This is a genomic window from Variovorax sp. F042, assembly GCF_057814215.1.
In genome coordinates this window covers 63,816-81,734 of record NZ_JBVASX010000021.1, presented here as the reverse complement: position 1 = coordinate 81,734, position 17,919 = coordinate 63,816, and the positions used below count along the sequence as shown (strand labels likewise).

Here is a 17,919-nt window from a genome sequence, read left to right as displayed (position 1 = left end):
TCGCAAATGCCGTCCGCCGCGGTGGCCGCGGCGCCTGCCCCCAGGCCCGCAGCGGCGCCGGTCGTCGCGCCTGCGCGCCGCCGCGCGTTCGCACCGCTCGAACCCATCGGCACGCGTGCGCGCGTGCTGCTGGGGCTCGCGTTCTTCGTCGTCTTCGTGCTGGTGTGGGCCATTGCCACGCTCGGCGGCTTCGTGCCGCCGACCTTCCTTGCGAGCCCGCCGACCATGGTCAAGGAGGGCTGGCTTCTCTTCACCGAGTACGGCTTCATCGGCGACATCGGCATGACTGTGTGGCGCGTGTTCGGCGGCTTCCTGCTGGCGGCGGTGTTCGCTGTGCCGCTGGGCATTGCCATGGGCACCTGGAAGACCGTCGAGGCCTTCTTCGAACCCTTTGTGTCTTTCTGCCGCTACCTGCCGGCCTCGGCCTTCATTCCGCTGTTGATCCTCTGGGCGGGCCTGGGCGAGATGCAGAAGCTGCTGGTGATCTTCATCGGCTCGTTCTTCCAGATCGTGCTGATGGTGGCCGTTACCGTCGGCGGCGCGCGGCGCGACCTCGTCGAGGCCGCCTACACGCTGGGCGCCAACAGCCGCGGCATCGTGGCGCGCGTGCTCATTCCGGGCGCCGCGCCCGGCATCGCCGAAACGCTGCGCCTCGTGCTGGGCTGGGCGTGGACGTATGTGATCGTGGCAGAGCTGATCGGCTCTTCGTCGGGCATCGGCCACATGATCACCGACAGCCAGGCGCTCTTGAACACCGGCCAGATCATCTTCGGGATCATCGTGATCGGCGTCATCGGGCTCCTTTCCGACTTCGCCTTCAAGGCATTGAACCGCCGTCTGTTTGCATGGGCCGCACTGTGACGAAGAACCAACTTTCCATCCAGGGCGTGTCGCGCGTCTTCACCGGCACCAAGGGGCAACGCACGCAAGCGCTGCAGCCCATCGACTTCGAGGTGAAGGAAAACGACTTCGTCACCATCCTCGGCCCCTCGGGCTGCGGCAAGTCGACGCTGCTGCGCATCGTGGCGGGGCTCGACTTTCCGACCACCGGCCAGGTGCTGCTCGACGGCGAGCGCATCGATGGCCCGGGCGCCGACCGCGGCGTGGTGTTCCAGAGCTACACGCTGTTCCCGTGGCTCACGGTGGCGCAGAACATCCGCTTCGGCCTGCGCGAGCGCGGCATGAGCGAGGCCGACCAGAAGGAGCGCAGCGAGTTCTTCATCGCCAAGGTAGGCCTGCGCGGTTTCGAGAACCACTTTCCGAAGCAGCTCTCGGGCGGCATGCAGCAGCGCACGGCCATTGCGCGCGCGCTGGCCAACGACCCCAAGATGCTGCTGCTCGACGAGCCCTTCGGCGCGCTCGACAACCAGACCCGCGTGCTGATGCAGGAGCTGCTGCTCGGCATCTGGGAGTCGGCGCAGAAGACGGTGCTGTTCGTCACGCACGACATCGACGAGGCGATCTTCATGGCCAACCGCGTGGCGGTGTTCAGCGCGCGGCCGGGGCGCATCAAGACCGAGATCGCGGTCGACTTTCCGCATCCGCGCAGCTACACCATCAAGACCTCGCCGGAGTTCATGGACATCAAGGCGCGCCTGACGGAAGAAATTCGCGCCGAGTCGATGGCGGCGGCGGAGCATTGACCGAAACGATGAAACGCGACCTGCCGACCCTCGCGCTCTACGCGCAAGTCAAGGATCACATCTCCCGCAAGATCCAGGACGGCACGTGGCCGCCCGGCCACCGCCTGCCTTCGGAGCACGAGCTGGTGGCGCAGTTCGGCATGGCCCGCATGACGGTGAACCGCGCGCTGCGCGAGCTGGTGGAGCAGGGCCGCATCGTGCGCGTGGCCGGCGTCGGCAGCTTCGTGGCCGAGAACAAGCCGCAGTCCACGCTGCTGCAGATCGCCAACATCGCCAGCGAAATCCGCCAGCGCGGGCACGACTACCGCTGCGAAATGATCGAGGTCGAGCGCATCGCCGCCTCGCCCGACGTGGCTGCGTGGCTCGACCTGCGCGCGGGCGACTCGGTGTTCCACAGCGCCTGCCTGCACCTGGAGAACGAAACGCCGGTGCAGCTCGAAGAGCGCTACGTCAACCCGCAGGTCGTGCCCGACTACCTCGAGCAGGACTTCACCGCCATGCCGCCCAGCGAATACCTGGTGCGCAACGTGCCCTTCGACCAGATCGAACACGTCGTCGATGCCGTGCTGCCCAACCTGGAACAGGCGCAGAGGCTCGCGATGGCGCCCACCGACCCCTGCCTGCTGCTGACGCGCCGCACGTGGATACGCAACACGCCCGTGACCTGGGTGCGCTGCCTGCATCCCGCTTCGCGCTACAGCCTGGGCAGCCGCTTCAAAGCCGACGGCAACCCGAGCTTCGGCTAGTTTTTTTCGTCCTCAGAGACCTACGTTTTCTCTCGCAACTACTTGTATAGACAGGTTCACATGCCAAGCAATCACACCGCCACTCCAGATGCCACTTTGACCCTCATGCCCGGCAAGGTCGATCTAGCGATGCTGCGACGCATCCAGGCCGGCGGCGTGCAACTTGCGCTCGATCCGTCGGTGCGCGACGGCATGCTTCGCGCCGAAGCCGCCGTGCGCCACATCGTCGAGAACGACCAGGTCGTCTACGGCATCAACACCGGCTTCGGCAAGCTCGCCAGCACGCGTATCGGCAACGACCACCTGGCCGAGCTGCAGCGCAACCTGGTGCTGTCGCACAGCGTGGGCACGGGCGAGCCGCTGGCCGCGCCCGTCGTGCGCATGATCCTCGCGACCAAGGCCGTGAGCCTGGCGCGCGGCCATTCGGGCGTGCGGCCCGCGCTGGTCGATGCGCTGCTGGCCTTGTTCAACGCGGGCGTCACGCCGAGCATTCCGTGCAAGGGCTCGGTCGGCGCTTCCGGCGACCTCGCGCCGCTCGCGCACATGGCCTGCGTGCTGATCGGCGAAGGCCAGGCGACCCTGGCCGATGGCAAGGTTGTCGGCGGCGCCGAGGCGATGCGCAGCATCGGCCTCGAACCCTTCGTGCTCGGCCCCAAGGAAGGCCTCGCGCTGCTCAACGGCACGCAGGTGTCGACCGCGCTCGCGCTCTTCGGCCTGTTCGGCGCGGAAGACGTGTTCGCCTCTTCGCTGATGTCGGGCGCGCTGTCGCTCGAAGCCATCCAGGGTTCGATCAAGCCTTTCGACGCACGCATCCACGCCGCGCGCGGCCAGCTCGGCCAGATTGCCGTGGCGGGCGCGGTGCGCACGCTGCTCGAAGGCAGCGAGATCGTTCCCTCGCACGCCGACTGTGGCCGCGTGCAAGACCCGTACTCGGTGCGCTGCATCCCGCAGGTGATGGGCGCCTGCCTCGACAACCTCGCGCACGCCGCGCGCGTGCTGGTCATCGAGGCCAATGCCGCGTCGGACAACCCGCTGGTGTTCGTCGACACCGGCGAGGTGATCTCGGGCGGCAACTTCCACGCCGAACCCGTTGCCTTTGCAGCGGACATCATTGCGCTGGCCATCAGCGAAGTCGGCGCGATTGCCGAACGCCGCATCGCGTTGCTGCTCGACACGGGCCTGTCGGGCCTGCCGCCGTTCCTGGTGCGCGACGGTGGCCTCAACTCGGGCTTCATGATCGCGCAGGTCACCGCGGCCGCGTTGGCGTCGGAAAACAAGTCGCTCGCGCACCCCGCCAGCGTCGACAGCCTGCCGACCTCGGCCAACCAGGAAGACCACGTCTCGATGGCCACCTTCGCGGGCCGACGCCTGGCTGACATGGTCAACAACACGGCCGTGGTGGTCGGCATCGAAGCCATGGCCGCCGCGCAAGGCATCGAACTCAAGCGCAAGCTCAACAGCTCGCCGCTGGTCGAAGCCGAATTCGCCAGCATCCGCCGGAAGGTCGCCTTCCTCGAACGCGACCGCTACCTTGCCCCCGACATCGAAGCCATGCGCCAGTGGGCGCTGAAGGCCGAGCTGCCGGCCGCGCTGCTCGACATCCTGCCCAGTCACTCGTAAAACACACCCCGATTAGGAGAACCACGCCATGAACGCTCCCGAGAAATTCGCCCTGAACAACCCTGCCGCTGCCGACCCGCGCCATGACCCGACCCGCGTGATCCGCGCCCCGCGCGGCAGCGAGCTCAACTGCAAGAGCTGGCTCACCGAAGCCCCGTTCCGCATGCTGCAGAACAACCTCGACGCCGAGGTGGCCGAGCGCCCGCAAGACCTCGTGGTGTACGGCGGCATCGGCCGCGCCGCGCGCAACTGGGCCTGCTACGACCAGATCCTCGCGTCGCTGAAAGAGCTGAACGACGACGAGACGCTGCTCATCCAGTCGGGCAAGCCCGTCGGCGTGTTCAAGACGCACGAGAACGCACCGCGCGTGCTGCTGGCCAACTCCAACCTCGTGCCCAAGTGGGCCAACTGGGAGCACTTCAACGAGCTCGACCGCCAAGGCCTTTTCATGTACGGCCAGATGACGGCCGGCAGCTGGATCTACATCGGCAGCCAGGGCATCGTGCAGGGCACCTTCGAGACCTTCGTCGAAGCCGGCCGCCAGCACTACAACAACAGTCTCGCGGGCAAATGGATCCTCACGGCCGGCCTGGGCGGCATGGGCGGCGCGCAGCCTCTCGCGGCCACGCTGGCCGGTGCGGTGTCGCTCAACATCGAATGCCAGCAGTCGAGCATCGACTTCCGCCTGCGCACGCGCTACGTCGACAAGCAGGCGCGCGACATCGACCATGCCTTCGAGCTCATCAAGCAGCATTGCGACGCAAAGGAAGCCGTGTCGATCGCGCTGCTCGGCAATGCGGCCGACATCCTGCCCGAGCTGGTGAAGCGCGCGAAGGCCGGCGGCCTGAAGCCTGACCTCGTGACCGACCAGACCTCCGCGCACGACCTCATCAACGGCTACCTGCCTTCGGGCTGGAGCGTGCCCCAATGGCAGGCCGCGATGAAGGACGTGTCGCAGCACGACGCGCTCAAGAAGGCCGCCGCCAAGTCGTGCGCCGTGCACGTGCAGGCCATGCTCGACTTCCAGGCCATGGGCATCCCCACGGTCGACTACGGCAACAACATCCGCCAGGTCGCGTTCGACGAAGGCGTGAAGAATGCATTCGACTTCCCGGGCTTCGTGCCGGCCTACATTCGCCCGCTGTTCTGCGAAGGCAAGGGCCCATTCCGCTGGGTGGCGCTTTCGGGCGACCCGGAAGACATCTACAAGACCGATGCCAAGATCAAGGAGCTGTTCCCCGAGAACAAGCACACGCATCGCTGGCTCGACATGGCGCGCGAGCGCATCGCCTTCCAGGGCCTGCCGGCGCGCATCTGCTGGCTGGGCCTGGGCGAACGCCACATCGCGGGCCTGGCCTTCAACGAGATGGTGAAGAACGGCGAGCTGAAGGCGCCCATCGTCATCGGCCGCGACCACCTAGACACCGGCTCGGTCGCCAGCCCCAATCGTGAGACCGAAGCCATGAAGGATGGCACCGATGCCGTGTCCGATTGGCCGCTGCTGAACGCGCTGCTCAACACGGCGGGCGGCGCCACCTGGGTCAGCCTGCATCACGGCGGCGGCGTGGGCATGGGTTACTCGCAGCATTCGGGCGTGGTGATCGTGTGCGACGGCACCGATGCCGCGGCCAAGCGCATCGAGCGCGTGCTCTTCAACGACCCGGCCACTGGCGTGATGCGCCATGCCGACGCGGGCTACGACATCGCCGTCGCCACCGCGAAGAAGCAGGGCCTGAAGCTGCCGATGGTGAAGTGATGGCGGGCGCGGTCCTTCCCGACGCCCGGGAGTTGCAGCGCCGCGTGCAGGCGCGCGTGGACGACGCGCTGGTCGCGCAGTTCCAGCGCGACGGCGCGGTCTGCATCCGCCAGCTGCTCACGGCCGATGAACTGGCATTGCTGCGTGACGGCATCGAAGCCAACCTCGCCGCGCCCAGCCCGCGCGCCAAGGTGGCGAGCCGGCCCGACGACCCGGGCCGCTTCTTCGAGGACTTCTGCAACTGGCAGGACATCGACGCCTTCCGACGCTTCATCTTCGAAGCACCGCTCGCGCAACTGGCGCAGCGCCTGATGGGCTCGCAGACCGTGCGGCTGTACCACGACCACCTGCTCGTGAAGGAGCCCGGCACGCGCCAGCGCACGCCCTGGCACCAGGACCAGCCCTACTACAACATCGAGGGCGAACAGAACGTCAGCATGTGGATTCCGGTCGATCCGGTGTCGCGCGCCGCCACGCTCGAGTTCGTGGCCGGCTCCCACAAGGGGCCGTGGCTGATGCCGCGCACCTTCATGGACAACCACGCCAAGTGGTTCCCCGAAGGCAGCCTGCAGGACCTGCCCGACATCGAGGGCGCGCGCGAGCGCTTCCCCATCGTCGGCTGGAACATCGAGCCCGGCGATTTCGTCTGCTTCCACATGCTCACGCTGCATGCGGCCGCCGGGGTCGAGGGGCCGAACCGGCGCCGCGTGTTCTCGGTGCGCTTCCTGGGCGACGACATCCGCCATGCGCCGCGCAGCTGGAAGACCTCGCCCGACTTCCCCGGGCTGGCCGACACGCTGCCGGCGGGCGCGCCCATGGACGACGCGCGCTTTCCGCTGCTGGTGGGTTAAGACGAAGGTAGAAAGAAAAAACGCGCTCATTCCCATCGAGTGGGAATCAAGGCTTGGAAGTGAGAACGGCGAGCAAGATACTGCACGCCGCATCCACTTTCGACCTCCAGCGATTGCCTCCGATGACGCCCCCGATTGAAGCTCCCGCCCACAACGACCGTGCGCTGTTCGTGCTGTCGGTGCTGGCGCAAAGCAAGGCGGCGATGACGGCGGCCGAGCTGGTGCAGGCCACCGGCCTGTCGCAGAGCACGCTGTACCGGCAGATCGCCACGCTGCGCCGCTGGGGTTTCGTGATGGAGTCCGAGGGCCGCTACTCACCGGGCCCGGTGAGCGTGCAGCTGGCCACCGGCTTCGACTGCAACTCCGACCTCGTGATGGCGGCGCGCGCCGACATGCGCGTGCTGGCCCAGCAGACGCACGAGAGCGTGGCGCTGGTCACGGCCGTGAACGAGCGCGTCGTGTGCCTGGAGATGATCGACAGCGAGCAGTCGCTGCGTTGCTCCTTCGATCGCGGCCGCAGCGTGCCGGCGCGCGACGGCGCCAGCGCCAAGTGCCTGCTGGCCCACATGCCGCTCGACCAGCGCGATGCCCTGCTCGACGGGCTCGGCGAAAGCCCCGAACGCCGCGCCGAGCGCGCCGCCGAACTCGATGCCATCCGCGAAGCCGGCCATGCCGTGACCCACGGCGAGGTCGATGCCGGCGTGTGGGGCGCGAGCGCGCCGGTGCTCGCCTCGGGGCGGCGCCTGCGCGGCGCGATCACGCTCATGGCGCCGCTCACGCGCGTCGAGGGCATGGAAGCTGCATTGCTCCACATGACCGTCGTCACGGCGGCCCGCATCTCTCGCGCCCTGCAGTAGTCGCGCGCTGCTTTTTTTCTTCTTTACTCCCACGGAAGCCTTTCACCATGAACACCCGTCGCTCCCTCGTCGCCGCCGCACTCTCCGGCCTCGCTCTCTTCGGTTTCGCCGGCGCTGCCCAGGCGCAGGGTGAGCCGCTGCGCGTGGCCACCGACGCCACCTTCCCGCCGATGGAGTTCGTGGAGAACGGCAAGCGCACCGGCTTCGACGTGGAGCTGGTCGAGGCCATCGGCAAGACGCTGGGCCGCAAGATCGAGTGGATCGACATCGACTTCAAGGGCCTCGTGCCGGGCCTGATCTCCAAGCGCTTCGACATGGCCGTCTCGGGCATCTACATCACCGACGAGCGCAAGAAGGTGGTCGACTTCACCGTGCCGTACTACGCGGGCGGCCTCGTGGTGATGGTGAAGGACGGCAACACCGCCATCAAGACGCCGGCCGACATCAACGGCAAGAAGGTCAGCGTGCAGGTGGGCACCAAGTCGGTGTCGTACACCAAGGAGAAATTCCCGCAGGTGCAGCTGATGGAAGTCGAGAAGAACCAGGAAATGTTCAACCTCGTCGACATCGGCCGTGCCGACGCCGCCGTGACCGGCAAGCCCGCCGCCTACCAGTACGTGCGCACGCGCGGCGGCCTGAAGGTGCTGCCCGAGCAGATCACCACCGAGGAATACGGCATGGCCATCCGCAAGGACACGCCGGAACTCACCAAGGCGGTGAACGGCGCCATCGAGAAGCTCAAGGCCGACGGCACCTACGACCAGATCGTGAAGAAGTGGTTCAGCGCCAACGCCAAGTAAGCGAGCCATGGATTTCGATTTCTCGCCCGTCTGGGAGGGCTGGCCCGACCTGCTGCGCGGCGCGCTGGTCACGGTGGAGATCACCTCCTGCGCGCTGGCGCTGGGCTGCGTGCTGGGCCTCTTGGTCGGCATCGGCCGGCTGAACCCGAAGCGGCGCTGGCTCTACGGCGTGTGCACCGCGTACGTGGCGGCCATTCGCGGCACGCCGCTGCTGGTGCAGCTGTTCATCCTGTTCTTCGGGCTGCCGCACTTCGGCATCCTGCTGCCGGCCTTCCTGTGTGGCGTGCTGGGGCTCGGCGTGTACTCGGGCGCATACGTGTCGGAGATCGTGCGCGGCGCGATCCAGTCGATCGACAAGGGCCAGACGATGGCGGCGCAGTCGCTGGGCATGACGCCCGGCGTGGCAATGCGCCAGATCGTGCTGCCGCAGGCGGTGGTGCGCATGATTCCGCCGCTGGGCAACGAGTTCATCGCGCTCATCAAGAACTCGGCACTGGTGTCGTTGCTGACCATCCACGACGTGATGCATGAAGGGCAGAAGATCATCAGCGTGTCTTACCGCTCGCTGGAGGTGTACCTGGCCATCGCGGTCGTGTACTTCGTGCTGACCGGCACCATGACGCTGGTGCTGCGGCACTTCGAGCAGCGGCTGCGCCAGGGCGGGTTGATGCGATGAGCGTTGTGCTTCGTTTCTCGCGCGCCGCGCTGCCCGTCACGCCGTGGAAGAACGGCGGCGGCACCACGCAGGAAATCGCCAGCTGGCCACAGGGCGCGGGGCTCGACAGCTTCGGCTGGCGCGTGAGCATCGCCACCATCGCAGCGGCGGGGCCGTTCTCGGTGTTCGCCAGTGTCGACCGCAGCATCACGCTGCTGGAGGGCGACGGCGTGCGCCTCTTCACGCACGACGGGCGCATCGACCATCGGCTCGACGTGCCGCACCGGCCCTTCGCCTTCAGCGGCGACGAGGCCATCGACTGCACGCTGCTCGGCGGTGCGTCGAACGACTTCAACGTGATGACACGGCGCGGCCAGTGGCGCGCCGAGGTGCTGGTGCTCGATGGCGTTTCAGCCATCGACGCCGCGCCGCATGGCGTGTTGCTGGCGTTGCGCGGCGCGTGGCGGTTTAACGACGAAGCGTTCCGCGAAGGCGAGGGCCTGCAGTGGGCTGACGCAGCACAGGCCTGGCAGGCAGTGCCCGAGGACTCCGATGCACGGTTGCTCGCTGTGCGCATCACGCCGGCGTAACCTGCAACAGCAAAGACAGGAAAGACGATGAAACCCGCCAACGAATTCCCTTCGGCCGACGGCCTCTGGACCGGTCTACGCCTCGCCACCGATGCCGAGGTGGAGAGCGCCATCGTGGTGGAGCAGGGCGCGATCCGCTGGGTCGGCGCGCGCAACGCACTGCCGGCAGGGTTCGCGGGCCTTGCGCTGCACGACGGCGGCGGCGCGCTCGTCACGCCGGGCCTGGTCGATTGCCACACCCACCTCGTCTACGGCGGCCAGCGCGCCAACGAATTCGCAATGCGGCTTGCGGGCGCCACGTACGAAGAAGTGGCGAAGGCTGGTGGCGGCATCGTCTCGTCGGTGCGCGCCACGCGCGAGGCCGATGAAGACACGCTCTTCGCGCAGGCCGCGTCGCGGCTCGAACAGTTGCTGGCCGACGGCGTGTGCGCCATCGAGATCAAGTCGGGCTACGGCCTCTCGCTGGAACACGAGCGCAAGCAACTGCGCGTGGCGCGGCGCCTGGGCGACGCCTATGGCGTGACGGTGCGCACCACCTTCCTCGGCGCGCACGCGCTGCCGCCCGAATACGCAGACCGCAGCGGCGACTACATCGACCTCGTCTGCAACGAGATGCTGCCCGCGCTGGCCGCCGAAGGGCTGGTCGATGCGGTCGACGTGTTCTGCGAACGCATCGCCTTCTCGCTCGAGGAAACCGAGCAGGTCTTCAAGGCCGCACAGGCGCTGGGCCTGCCGGTGAAGCTGCATGCCGAGCAGTTGTCGGACATGGGCGGCGCGGCACTGGCCGCGCGCTATGGGGCGCTCTCGTGCGACCACATCGAACACCTGTCGGCCGAAGGCATCGAGGCGATGCGCAAGTCGGGCACGGTGGCCGTGCTGCTGCCCGGCGCGTACTACACGCTGCGCGACACGCACCTGCCGCCCATCGCCGCGCTGCGCGCCGCGGGCGTGCCGATGGCGGTGTCCACCGACCACAACCCCGGCACCTCGCCGGCACTGAGTCTGCTGCTGATGGTGAACATGGCCTGCACGCTGTTCCGCCTCACCGTGCCCGAGGCGCTCGACGGCGTCACGGTGCATGCCGCGCGCGCGCTGGGCCTGCAGGACACACACGGCGCCATCGCGCCAGGCATGCCCGCCAACTTCGTGCTGTGGAACGTGCGCGAAGCCGCCGAACTCGCCTACTGGTTTGGCCAGCAGCCCGTGCGCGCGGTGGTGCGGCAGGGCCGCATCGCCATCGGAGCCAAGGAATGACACAAACGCTTTTCGCAGCCGATGCGCTGCTGCCCGAAGGCTGGGCCAGAAACGTCCTGCTGACGTGGAACGATGCGGGCCAGCTCACGCAGGTGCAAGCCGGTGCGCAACGGCCTGCCGACACGCAAGCCGCCAGCGGCCCCGTGATCCCCGGCATGCCCAACCTGCATTCGCACGCCTTCCAGCGCGCCTTTGCCGGCCTTACCGAACACCGCGCCGAGCAGCAGGACAGCTTCTGGAGCTGGCGCACGCTGATGTACCGCTTTGCCGCGCGCCTCGGCCCGCAGCACATGGAAGCCATCGCCACTTGGCTCTATGCCGAGATGCTCGAAGCGGGCTACACCAGCGTGTGCGAGTTCCAGTACGTGCATCACGACGTGGACGGCCGCCCGTATGCCGACGACGCGACGCTGAGCCTCGCCCTGCTGCGCGCGGCGAAGAAGGCCGGCATCGGCTTCACGCTGCTGCCGGTGCTCTACCAGACCGGGGGCTTCGGCGACCTGCCGTCCACCGACGGGCAGCGCCGCTTCATCCGCTCGACCGATTCGATGCTGCGCCTGCTCGAAGCGCTGAAGCCGGTTTGCGATGCGCAGGACGCACGCCTCGGCCTCGCACCGCATTCGCTGCGCGCCGTACCGCCCGAAGGCTTGCGCGATGCGATCGCGGGGCTCGAGGCCATCGACCGCACCGCGCCCATCCACATCCACATTGCCGAGCAGACGAAGGAAGTGGACGACTGCGTGGCCTGGAGCGGCCTGCGTCCGGTCGAGTGGCTGCTCGACCACGCGCCGGTCGATGCGCGCTGGTGCCTCGTGCACGCCACGCACATGAACGACGCCGAGTACGAATACGCGGCCCAGAGCGGCGCGGTCGCGGGCCTGTGCCCGACGACCGAAGCCAACCTCGGCGACGGCATCTTCGACTTCGCCAAATGGCGCAGCCACGGCGGCGCATGGGGCGTGGGCTCGGACAGCCACGCGAGCGTCAACGCCGCCGAAGAGCTGCTGATGCTCGAATACAGCCAGCGTCTGGCCAAGCGCCAGCGCAACGTCGGCGCCAGCGCGGCGCAACCGCATGTGGCGACCGCGCTCACGCTCGAAGCGGTGCAGGGCGGTGCGCAGGCATCGGCCCGCGCCGTCGGTGGGCTTGCAGCGGGGCAGCAGGCCGACTTCGCCGTGCTCGACGCCTCGCACCTCGCGCTGCAGGGCCTGCTTGCGCCCGATATGCTCTCGGCCCACGTCTTCGCAAGCCATCGCACCTCGGCCGTCGACACCGTCTGGGTGGCGGGCCGCGCGCGCGTATCGGCCGGCCGCCATGCGCTGCACGACGAGGCCGCGGCCGCCTTCGTGGCCGCGCGCACCCAACTACTCAAGGATTGACCCCACCATGGCCTTCACCACCGCCGAACCGCCATTCCGCTTCCGCCAGGGCACGCGCCCGCTGCTGATCTCGATGCCGCACGTCGGCACGCACGTGCCGCCCGCGCTGGCTGCCCGCCTCACGGAGGAAGCGCGCCATGTGCCCGACACCGACTGGCACCTCGAACGGCTCTACGACTTCGCCGACGAACTCGGCGCCTCGGTACTGGTCGCCACGCATTCGCGCTACGTGATCGACCTGAACCGTCCGCCGGATGGCGCGAGCCTTTACCCGGGCCAGAGCGTCACCGGCCTGTGCCCGGTCGACACCTTCGACGACACGCCGGTGTATGCCAACCCCGGCGACCTGCCGGGCGATGCGGAAACCGCCGAGCGCCGCGATGCCATCTGGCAGCCCTATCACGCGAAGCTGGCCGAAGAGCTCGCGCGCATCCGCGCGCAGCACGGCGTGGCCGCGCTGTGGGACGCGCACTCGATCCGCTCGGTGCTGCCGCGTTTCTTCGAAGGCAAGCTGCCCGACCTGAACCTGGGCACCGGCAAGGGCATCAGCTGCGACCCGGCGCTAGCGCAGACGCTGCTGGGCATCGCCGAAAGCGCCACCGGCTACACGGGAGTGCTCAATGGCCGCTTCACCGGTGGCTACATCACGCGCAACTACGGCAACCCTGCGCAGAACGTGCACGCGGTGCAGCTGGAGATGACGCAGAGCAGCTACATGCAGGAGAAGCTGCCGTTCGACTATCTGCCAGAGGTGGCGGCGGGCGTGCAGCCGCATGTGCGGCGCATGATCGAGGCGGTGCTGGCGTTCGCCGAATCGCGCGCGACGCGCTGAGCGACCGCAGGCTCAACTGCTTTCCAGGCTCGCGAAAGTCCTGGAGAAATCGCCGAGCGCCAGGTCCTTCATGTGGATGCTGAAGCTCAGCGTGCCCGCATCCCAGAAGCAGAAGCCGGGTCGGTTGTCCGACTCGAGCATCAGCAGGTTGACCCATTCGCCAGGCAGGCCGCCGCACTCGGCCGATGCCTGCTCCTCGGGCGATTCGTGCTGCGTGAACACGTGTGCGTTGACGAGGTGGCAGTCCTCGCTCTTGCCCGAGAGCTCTTCCTGCAGCGCCCAGTAGGCCTTCTGCAGCTTGTCGTCGTCCTCGATGTTCAGCAGCACCGCGTCGCGGCCGGTCAGGCGGTCGCCCGCGTTGTAGAGGCTCGGCACCGACACGGTGGCAGTGGCGACGGCCTTGAAGCCGGGAAACGCGTCGCCGTTCTCGAACGTGGCGTCGTCCGGGTAGACGTAGGTCTGTAGCGACGAGGCGGGGGCGGTCGAGTGGATCACCCGGTGCTTGTGCAGCTCCTCCTGGTCCTCGCCGAAAAAGTAGAGCATGCCGTCGCGCGGCAGCCAGGGCTGCAACCCGGCCACGTCGGCCAGGCGCAGTTGCGCATAGAAGTGCCAGTGCGTGCCGTCTTCCGCACGGGGAAATTCGATGTCCGGCGGAAGGTCGGGGGCGCCGCCGAAGCGCGTGTTGCCCTTCTGCGCATAGTCTTCCGGCTCGGTGGTGCGGTAGCGCACGGTGTTGCGGGCCAGGCGCAGCAGCGCGGGCAGGTAGCGCTTGAGCTTGTGCCGGGCGCAGGCGGCTTCCAGGATCGCCGCGTGTTCCGCGCTGCCGCGTGCCAGGAAGCTTTCGGGCGCCACCGCTACGTCGATCTCCGGGCGATAGCGGATGTCGAGATACAGCGCCTTGAGCTTGTTCTCGAGCGTGACCTTCTTGATTTTCTTCAGCGACACCGGCAGCGACACGAAGGGATTCTTCTCGACGTTCAGCAAGGTCAGCGTCGGCAGGTGGCCGACGCATTCGGGCAGCGTGGCGAGTGCGTTGCCGGGCAGCACCAGCCGTTGCAGCCGCGAGAGGCGGCCGATGCTGTCGGGCAGGTCGCGCAGCTTGCCGTACTGCAGGAACAGCGCTTCCAGCTGCTCGAGCGCACCGAAGTTCTCGGGCAGGTGCTCGATGGCCGAGCCGCGCACGAACAGCTCCTTCAGCGACGAGAGCGAACAGAATTCGTCCGGCAAGGCTGTGAAGGGCGCGTGCGCCGGCGACATGAACTGCAGCGACAGGAACTCGAGGTTCCTGAAGCGCAGGATCTCGGGCGGGAAGGCCTCGATCTTCGGTGTGTCGCCTTGCCACGGCTGCCGGATAAGCAGCCGCCGCACCCGTTCGGGCGGCACCTCGGCAGCCTCCTCGAGGCTGGTGTACGTGTGCGGCTGCAATGTCACTCCACCCGGCTCGAAAGCCTTGCGGACGTGGATGGGAACGCTCTTGCTGTCGTCGTAGCGCGAACGCATCGTGCCGCGCAGCTCGACCGACGAAGGCGTCAGCGTCACCGTGCCGTGAAAGCTGTCGAGCGCGAAGCCGCGCTCGTACAGGTGAAAGTCGAAGGTGGCCGGCTGGTTTTGCGGCATCTGCACTATGCGCAGCGGCTCGCCGGTCTTGTCGTGGAAGAAGAATGCGCCGTAGGTGCCGAACTGCGGCGCGATCGTGCCCTGCGAGGGGTTGTCCACGTCGTCGGGCTGGAAGGCGGGTGCATGCAGCGCCGCATCGAACGCGACCGGGGCCGTGTGCAGCTGGAACTGCATGCCGCCGTCGACGAAGCTGGCCGAGGATTGCGCGGTGAACGCGAAGTGCGCGTCGCCGACCTGGAAGATGTCTTCTTGCATGGAGATGAAAGCGTCGGGTGCCTGCGTCCAACCTTGCCAGACCGGCAAGGCATGGACAAGGCCAAGTCCCGGGGCAGAGCGGGGCGATGGGCTGGTTTCTACAATCGGAGCTTATGAAGCCCCTTGTCTACACCCGCGGCCAGGCCCTGGCCGGCATCCTCGCCAAGCGCATCGCCATCCTCGACGGCGCCATGGGCACGATGATCCAGCGCTTCAAGCTCACCGAGGAGCAGTACCGCGGCGAGCGCTTCAAGGACTTCGATCGCGACATCAAGGGCAACAACGAGCTGCTGTCGCTCACCCGGCCCGACGTGATCCGCGACATCCACGAGAGCTACCTCGCGGCCGGCGCCGACCTGATCGAGACCAACACCTTCGGCGCGACCACCATCGCGCAGGAGGACTACAAGATGGCTCACCTGGCGCGCGAGATGAATCTCGAATCCGCCAAGCTGGCGCGCGCGGCCTGCGACAAGTTCAGCACACCCGACAAGCCGCGCTTCGTGGCCGGCGCGCTTGGCCCGACGCCCAAGACGGCGAGCATCAGCCCCGACGTGAACGACCCGGGCGCGCGCAACGTCAACTTCGAGGAACTGCGCGCGGCCTACTACGAGCAGACCGAAGCGCTGGTCGAAGGCGGCGCCGACGTGATCCTGGTCGAGACCATCTTCGACACGCTCAACGCCAAGGCCGCGCTGTTCGCGGTCGACGAATATTTCGACAACAGCGGGCAGCGCCTGCCGCTCATCATCAGCGGCACGGTGACCGACGCCTCGGGCCGCATCCTCAGCGGCCAGACCGTCACCGCCTTCTGGCATAGCGTGCGCCATGCGCAGCCGCTGGCCATTGGCCTGAACTGCGCGCTGGGCGCGGCGCTGATGCGCCCGTACATCCAGGAGCTGGCGCGTGTGGCCGGCGACACCTTCATCAGCTGCTACCCGAACGCGGGCCTGCCCAATCCGATGAGCGACACGGGCTTCGACGAGACGCCGGACGTGACCTCGCGGCTGCTGCACGAGTTCGCGGCCGAGGGGCTGGTGAACATCGTGGGTGGCTGCTGCGGCACTACGCCGGACCACATCGCGGCCATCGGCAAGGCCGTGGCGCCCGTTGCCGGCCGCGTGCTCGGCAGCAACAACGCCGGCTTCTACAAGGAAGCCGCGTAAGCACCACTCCGGTCGCGCCCGCGGCCGATTGACAGGCTCTTGGCCCCCGGCCTACGCTGGGGCGCAAGGAGCCTACCCATGAACACACTCGTCCCGCGCTGGATCGGCATTGGCGCACTGGCACTGCTGCTTCCGCTCGCGGCCGCGGCGCAACAGGCCTTCACGCGTGGCGCGGTCAACATGCGTGCCGGGCCTTCGGGCGACTATCCGCTGGTGGCGCGCCTCGGACCGGGCCACCCGCTCGACGTGGTCGGCTGCACGAGCGGCTATGGCTGGTGCGACGTGGTGCTGCCCGACGGCGGGCGCGGCTGGGTCTGGTCGCGCAACCTCGACTACGCATATCAGGAGCAGCGCGTGCCGCTGGCTACCTACGGCGCGGTGATCGGCGTGCCGATCATCGGCTTCGCGATCGGCAGCTACTGGGCCGACTACTACCGCGACCGGCCGTGGTACGGCGACCGGCGCTGGTGGGGCGGCCGGCCGCCTCCGCCACCCATGGCGGGCTGGCGTCCACCGCCGCCGGTGAGGCCGGGATGGCAGCCGCACCCGTGGCGGCCAGGGCCGGGTTTCCGGCCGCCGGGGCCTGGCTTTCGCCCACCACCCGGACCTGGATTCCGCCCGCCGCACGATCCCGGCATCAGGCCGCCGCGGCCGCAGCCGGGCTTTCGTCCCGGGACTCCGCCCGGCGTGGCACATCCACACCCCGGCGGCCGGCCGAGGCCCGGTGGGGGCGGCGGCGAACGCCCGCATGGCGGTGGCGGACACGGCGGCGGACATGGTGGTGGCCATGGAGGTGGCCACCGGCCCTGAAGGCGCGTGCGTCAGCCCTCGGCGACGTGCACCACGCGCTTGCCGAAGTTGCGCCCCTCCAGCAGGCCGATGAGCGCAGCCGGCGCGTTATCCAGCCCGTCGACCCGGTCCTCGCGCAGCGTCACGCGGCCCGCATCGACCCATTCGCTCATCTCGCGCCGGAAGGTGTCGAAGCGGTCGCCGTAGTGGTCGAGGATGACGAAGCCCTGCATGCGGATGCGCTTCTGCAGCAGCGCCGCCATCAGCAGCGGCAGCCGGTTCGGGCCGGACGGCAGCGTCTCGTTGTTGTAGTCCGCGATGTGCCCGCACACCGGCACGCGCGCGCCGATGTTGAGCAGCGGCAGCACCGCATCGAACACTGCGCCGCCGACGTTCTCGAAGTACACGTCGATGCCCTTGGGGCACGCGGCCGCGAGGCGCGATGCGAACTCCGGGTCGTGGCGATCAAGGCAGGCGTCGAAGCCCAGTGTTTCGACCGCGTAGCGGCACTTGTTCGCGCCGCCCGCGATGCCGACCACGCGCGCGCCCTTGAGCTTGGCGATCTGCCCGACCACCGAGCCGACCGCGCCGGTCGCCGCGGCCACGACAACGGTGTCGCCCGGTTTCGGCTGGCCGATGTCGAGCAGGCCGACGTAGGCGGTGAAGGCAGGCATGCCGAGCCCGCCCAGCGCCAGCGAAGGCTGCGCCATCTCGCCGAGCGGGAGCAGGTCCTGGCCGTCGGACAGCGCGTAGTCCTGCCAGCCTGCGTTGCCGAGCACGAGATCGCCGGGGCGGAACTGCGGGTGCTTTGAGGCGACGACGCGGTTCACCGTGCCGCCCGGCATCGGCTCGCCCAGCGGCACCGAGGCCGCGTAGACCGGCGCGATCTCATCCATCAACTGGCGCATGTACGGATCGAGCGACAGGTGCAGGGTGCGCAGCAGCACCTGTCCTTCGCCGGGCGTGGGGACGGCGGTTTCTTCGAGGCGGAAGTCGCCCGGTGTCGGCAGGCCGCGCGGGCGTGCAGCGAGGACGATGCGGCGGTTGAGGGTGTCGCTTTGAGGCATGGGCTGGTGGCTCCTGTAATGGTTGGGGATGCGGATCTGCGG

General features: G+C 68.2%; 17 protein-coding genes. 15 read left to right on the top strand and 2 right to left on the bottom strand.

Going from position 1 to position 17,919, the window contains the following annotated elements; genetic code table 11:
• The first annotated feature begins 6 nt into the window (after window positions 1-6).
• From ACZYSP_RS34185 to hutG, 13 genes are all read left to right on the top strand, one after another.
• Window positions 7-861: an ABC transporter permease gene (locus tag ACZYSP_RS34185; protein WP_093059309.1), complete on the top strand. Its 855-nt coding sequence runs from the start codon at window positions 7-9 to the stop codon at window positions 859-861.
• The gene (locus ACZYSP_RS34180) at window positions 846-1,643 is read left to right on the top strand and encodes an ABC transporter ATP-binding protein (RefSeq protein WP_093059229.1); all 798 of its coding nucleotides are present in this window, start codon (window positions 846-848) and stop codon (window positions 1,641-1,643) included. Before ACZYSP_RS34185 ends, ACZYSP_RS34180 begins: the two co-directional genes overlap by 16 nt.
• 8 nt (window positions 1,644-1,651) lie before the next feature.
• On the top strand, window positions 1,652-2,389 hold the full coding sequence (hutC, locus tag ACZYSP_RS34175) for a histidine utilization transcriptional repressor HutC (protein ID WP_093081817.1): 738 nt from the start codon (window positions 1,652-1,654) through the stop codon (window positions 2,387-2,389).
• Between the two features lie 60 nt (window positions 2,390-2,449).
• On the top strand, window positions 2,450-4,009 hold the full coding sequence (gene hutH / locus ACZYSP_RS34170; protein WP_489018991.1) for a histidine ammonia-lyase: 1,560 nt from the start codon (window positions 2,450-2,452) through the stop codon (window positions 4,007-4,009).
• Window positions 4,010-4,037: 28 nt separating this feature from the next.
• Window positions 4,038-5,765: a urocanate hydratase gene (gene hutU / locus ACZYSP_RS34165; RefSeq protein ID WP_097197451.1), complete on the top strand. Its 1,728-nt coding sequence runs from the start codon at window positions 4,038-4,040 to the stop codon at window positions 5,763-5,765.
• Window positions 5,765-6,616 (top strand): phytanoyl-CoA dioxygenase family protein, encoded by an 852-nt coding sequence (locus ACZYSP_RS34160; RefSeq protein ID WP_093059235.1) that lies wholly within the window; start codon window positions 5,765-5,767, stop codon window positions 6,614-6,616. The genes hutU and ACZYSP_RS34160 overlap by 1 nt, the downstream gene beginning before the upstream one ends.
• A gap of 122 nt (window positions 6,617-6,738) precedes the next feature.
• The gene (locus ACZYSP_RS34155) at window positions 6,739-7,473 is read left to right on the top strand and encodes an IclR family transcriptional regulator (protein ID WP_489018988.1); all 735 of its coding nucleotides are present in this window, start codon (window positions 6,739-6,741) and stop codon (window positions 7,471-7,473) included.
• Window positions 7,474-7,520: 47 nt separating this feature from the next.
• A complete protein-coding gene (locus ACZYSP_RS34150) occupies window positions 7,521-8,273 on the top strand; it encodes a transporter substrate-binding domain-containing protein (protein WP_093081781.1) in 753 nt (250 codons plus the stop codon).
• Window positions 8,274-8,280: 7 nt separating this feature from the next.
• Window positions 8,281-8,949: an amino acid ABC transporter permease gene (locus tag ACZYSP_RS34145; RefSeq protein ID WP_093059241.1), complete on the top strand. Its 669-nt coding sequence runs from the start codon at window positions 8,281-8,283 to the stop codon at window positions 8,947-8,949.
• On the top strand, window positions 8,946-9,518 hold the full coding sequence (locus ACZYSP_RS34140; protein ID WP_489018985.1) for a HutD/Ves family protein: 573 nt from the start codon (window positions 8,946-8,948) through the stop codon (window positions 9,516-9,518). Before ACZYSP_RS34145 ends, ACZYSP_RS34140 begins: the two co-directional genes overlap by 4 nt.
• 27 nt (window positions 9,519-9,545) lie before the next feature.
• Complete coding sequence (gene hutI, locus ACZYSP_RS34135) at window positions 9,546-10,772, top strand: imidazolonepropionase (RefSeq protein ID WP_489018982.1); 1,227 nt, start codon at window positions 9,546-9,548, stop codon at window positions 10,770-10,772.
• Window positions 10,769-12,151: a formimidoylglutamate deiminase gene (locus tag ACZYSP_RS34130; protein WP_489018980.1), complete on the top strand. Its 1,383-nt coding sequence runs from the start codon at window positions 10,769-10,771 to the stop codon at window positions 12,149-12,151. Before hutI ends, ACZYSP_RS34130 begins: the two co-directional genes overlap by 4 nt.
• A gap of 7 nt (window positions 12,152-12,158) precedes the next feature.
• Window positions 12,159-12,983 carry an N-formylglutamate deformylase gene (hutG, locus tag ACZYSP_RS34125; RefSeq protein ID WP_489018978.1) on the top strand — a complete coding sequence of 275 codons (825 nt, stop codon included), beginning with the start codon at window positions 12,159-12,161 and terminating at the stop codon, window positions 12,981-12,983.
• A 12-nt stretch (window positions 12,984-12,995) separates the two neighbouring features.
• Here hutG and ACZYSP_RS34120 read toward each other — a convergent pair whose 3' ends face one another.
• Entirely contained in the window at window positions 12,996-14,855 is a 1,860-nt protein-coding gene (locus ACZYSP_RS34120; RefSeq protein WP_489018976.1) for a DUF1963 domain-containing protein, read from the bottom strand.
• Between the two features lie 113 nt (window positions 14,856-14,968).
• On the opposite strand from ACZYSP_RS34120, the gene ACZYSP_RS34115 reads away from it, so the two are divergent.
• Together ACZYSP_RS34115 and ACZYSP_RS34110 are read left to right on the top strand one after the other, a co-directional pair.
• Entirely contained in the window at window positions 14,969-16,021 is a 1,053-nt protein-coding gene (locus ACZYSP_RS34115) for a homocysteine S-methyltransferase family protein (RefSeq protein WP_093059252.1), read from the top strand.
• A 78-nt stretch (window positions 16,022-16,099) separates the two neighbouring features.
• Window positions 16,100-16,831: an SH3 domain-containing protein gene (locus ACZYSP_RS34110; RefSeq protein WP_489018973.1), complete on the top strand. Its 732-nt coding sequence runs from the start codon at window positions 16,100-16,102 to the stop codon at window positions 16,829-16,831.
• A gap of 11 nt (window positions 16,832-16,842) precedes the next feature.
• On the opposite strand, the gene ACZYSP_RS34105 is transcribed toward ACZYSP_RS34110, so the two are convergent.
• Window positions 16,843-17,877, bottom strand: coding sequence for an NADP-dependent oxidoreductase (locus tag ACZYSP_RS34105; protein ID WP_093081763.1), 1,035 nt, complete (start codon window positions 17,875-17,877; stop codon window positions 16,843-16,845).
• Between the last annotated feature and the right edge of the window lie 42 nt (window positions 17,878-17,919).

What these genes read in the sequence shown, in the direction of transcription:
- ACZYSP_RS34185 (WP_093059309.1), top strand. Translation starts at nt 7, where the DNA reads ATGCCGTCCGCCGCGGTGGCCGCGGCGCCTGCCCCCAGGCCCGCAGCG.
- ACZYSP_RS34180 (WP_093059229.1), top strand. Translation starts at nt 846, where the DNA reads ATGGGCCGCACTGTGACGAAGAACCAACTTTCCATCCAGGGCGTGTCG.
- hutC (WP_093081817.1), top strand. Translation starts at nt 1,652, where the DNA reads ATGAAACGCGACCTGCCGACCCTCGCGCTCTACGCGCAAGTCAAGGAT.
- hutH (WP_489018991.1), top strand. Translation starts at nt 2,450, where the DNA reads ATGCCAAGCAATCACACCGCCACTCCAGATGCCACTTTGACCCTCATG.
- hutU (WP_097197451.1), top strand. Translation starts at nt 4,038, where the DNA reads ATGAACGCTCCCGAGAAATTCGCCCTGAACAACCCTGCCGCTGCCGAC.
- ACZYSP_RS34160 (WP_093059235.1), top strand. Translation starts at nt 5,765, where the DNA reads ATGGCGGGCGCGGTCCTTCCCGACGCCCGGGAGTTGCAGCGCCGCGTG.
- ACZYSP_RS34155 (WP_489018988.1), top strand. Translation starts at nt 6,739, where the DNA reads ATGACGCCCCCGATTGAAGCTCCCGCCCACAACGACCGTGCGCTGTTC.
- ACZYSP_RS34150 (WP_093081781.1), top strand. Translation starts at nt 7,521, where the DNA reads ATGAACACCCGTCGCTCCCTCGTCGCCGCCGCACTCTCCGGCCTCGCT.
- ACZYSP_RS34145 (WP_093059241.1), top strand. Translation starts at nt 8,281, where the DNA reads ATGGATTTCGATTTCTCGCCCGTCTGGGAGGGCTGGCCCGACCTGCTG.
- ACZYSP_RS34140 (WP_489018985.1), top strand. Translation starts at nt 8,946, where the DNA reads ATGAGCGTTGTGCTTCGTTTCTCGCGCGCCGCGCTGCCCGTCACGCCG.
- hutI (WP_489018982.1), top strand. Translation starts at nt 9,546, where the DNA reads ATGAAACCCGCCAACGAATTCCCTTCGGCCGACGGCCTCTGGACCGGT.
- ACZYSP_RS34130 (WP_489018980.1), top strand. Translation starts at nt 10,769, where the DNA reads ATGACACAAACGCTTTTCGCAGCCGATGCGCTGCTGCCCGAAGGCTGG.
- hutG (WP_489018978.1), top strand. Translation starts at nt 12,159, where the DNA reads ATGGCCTTCACCACCGCCGAACCGCCATTCCGCTTCCGCCAGGGCACG.
- ACZYSP_RS34120 (WP_489018976.1), bottom strand. Translation starts at nt 14,855, where the DNA reads ATGCAAGAAGACATCTTCCAGGTCGGCGACGCGCACTTCGCGTTCACC.
- ACZYSP_RS34115 (WP_093059252.1), top strand. Translation starts at nt 14,969, where the DNA reads ATGAAGCCCCTTGTCTACACCCGCGGCCAGGCCCTGGCCGGCATCCTC.
- ACZYSP_RS34110 (WP_489018973.1), top strand. Translation starts at nt 16,100, where the DNA reads ATGAACACACTCGTCCCGCGCTGGATCGGCATTGGCGCACTGGCACTG.
- ACZYSP_RS34105 (WP_093081763.1), bottom strand. Translation starts at nt 17,877, where the DNA reads ATGCCTCAAAGCGACACCCTCAACCGCCGCATCGTCCTCGCTGCACGC.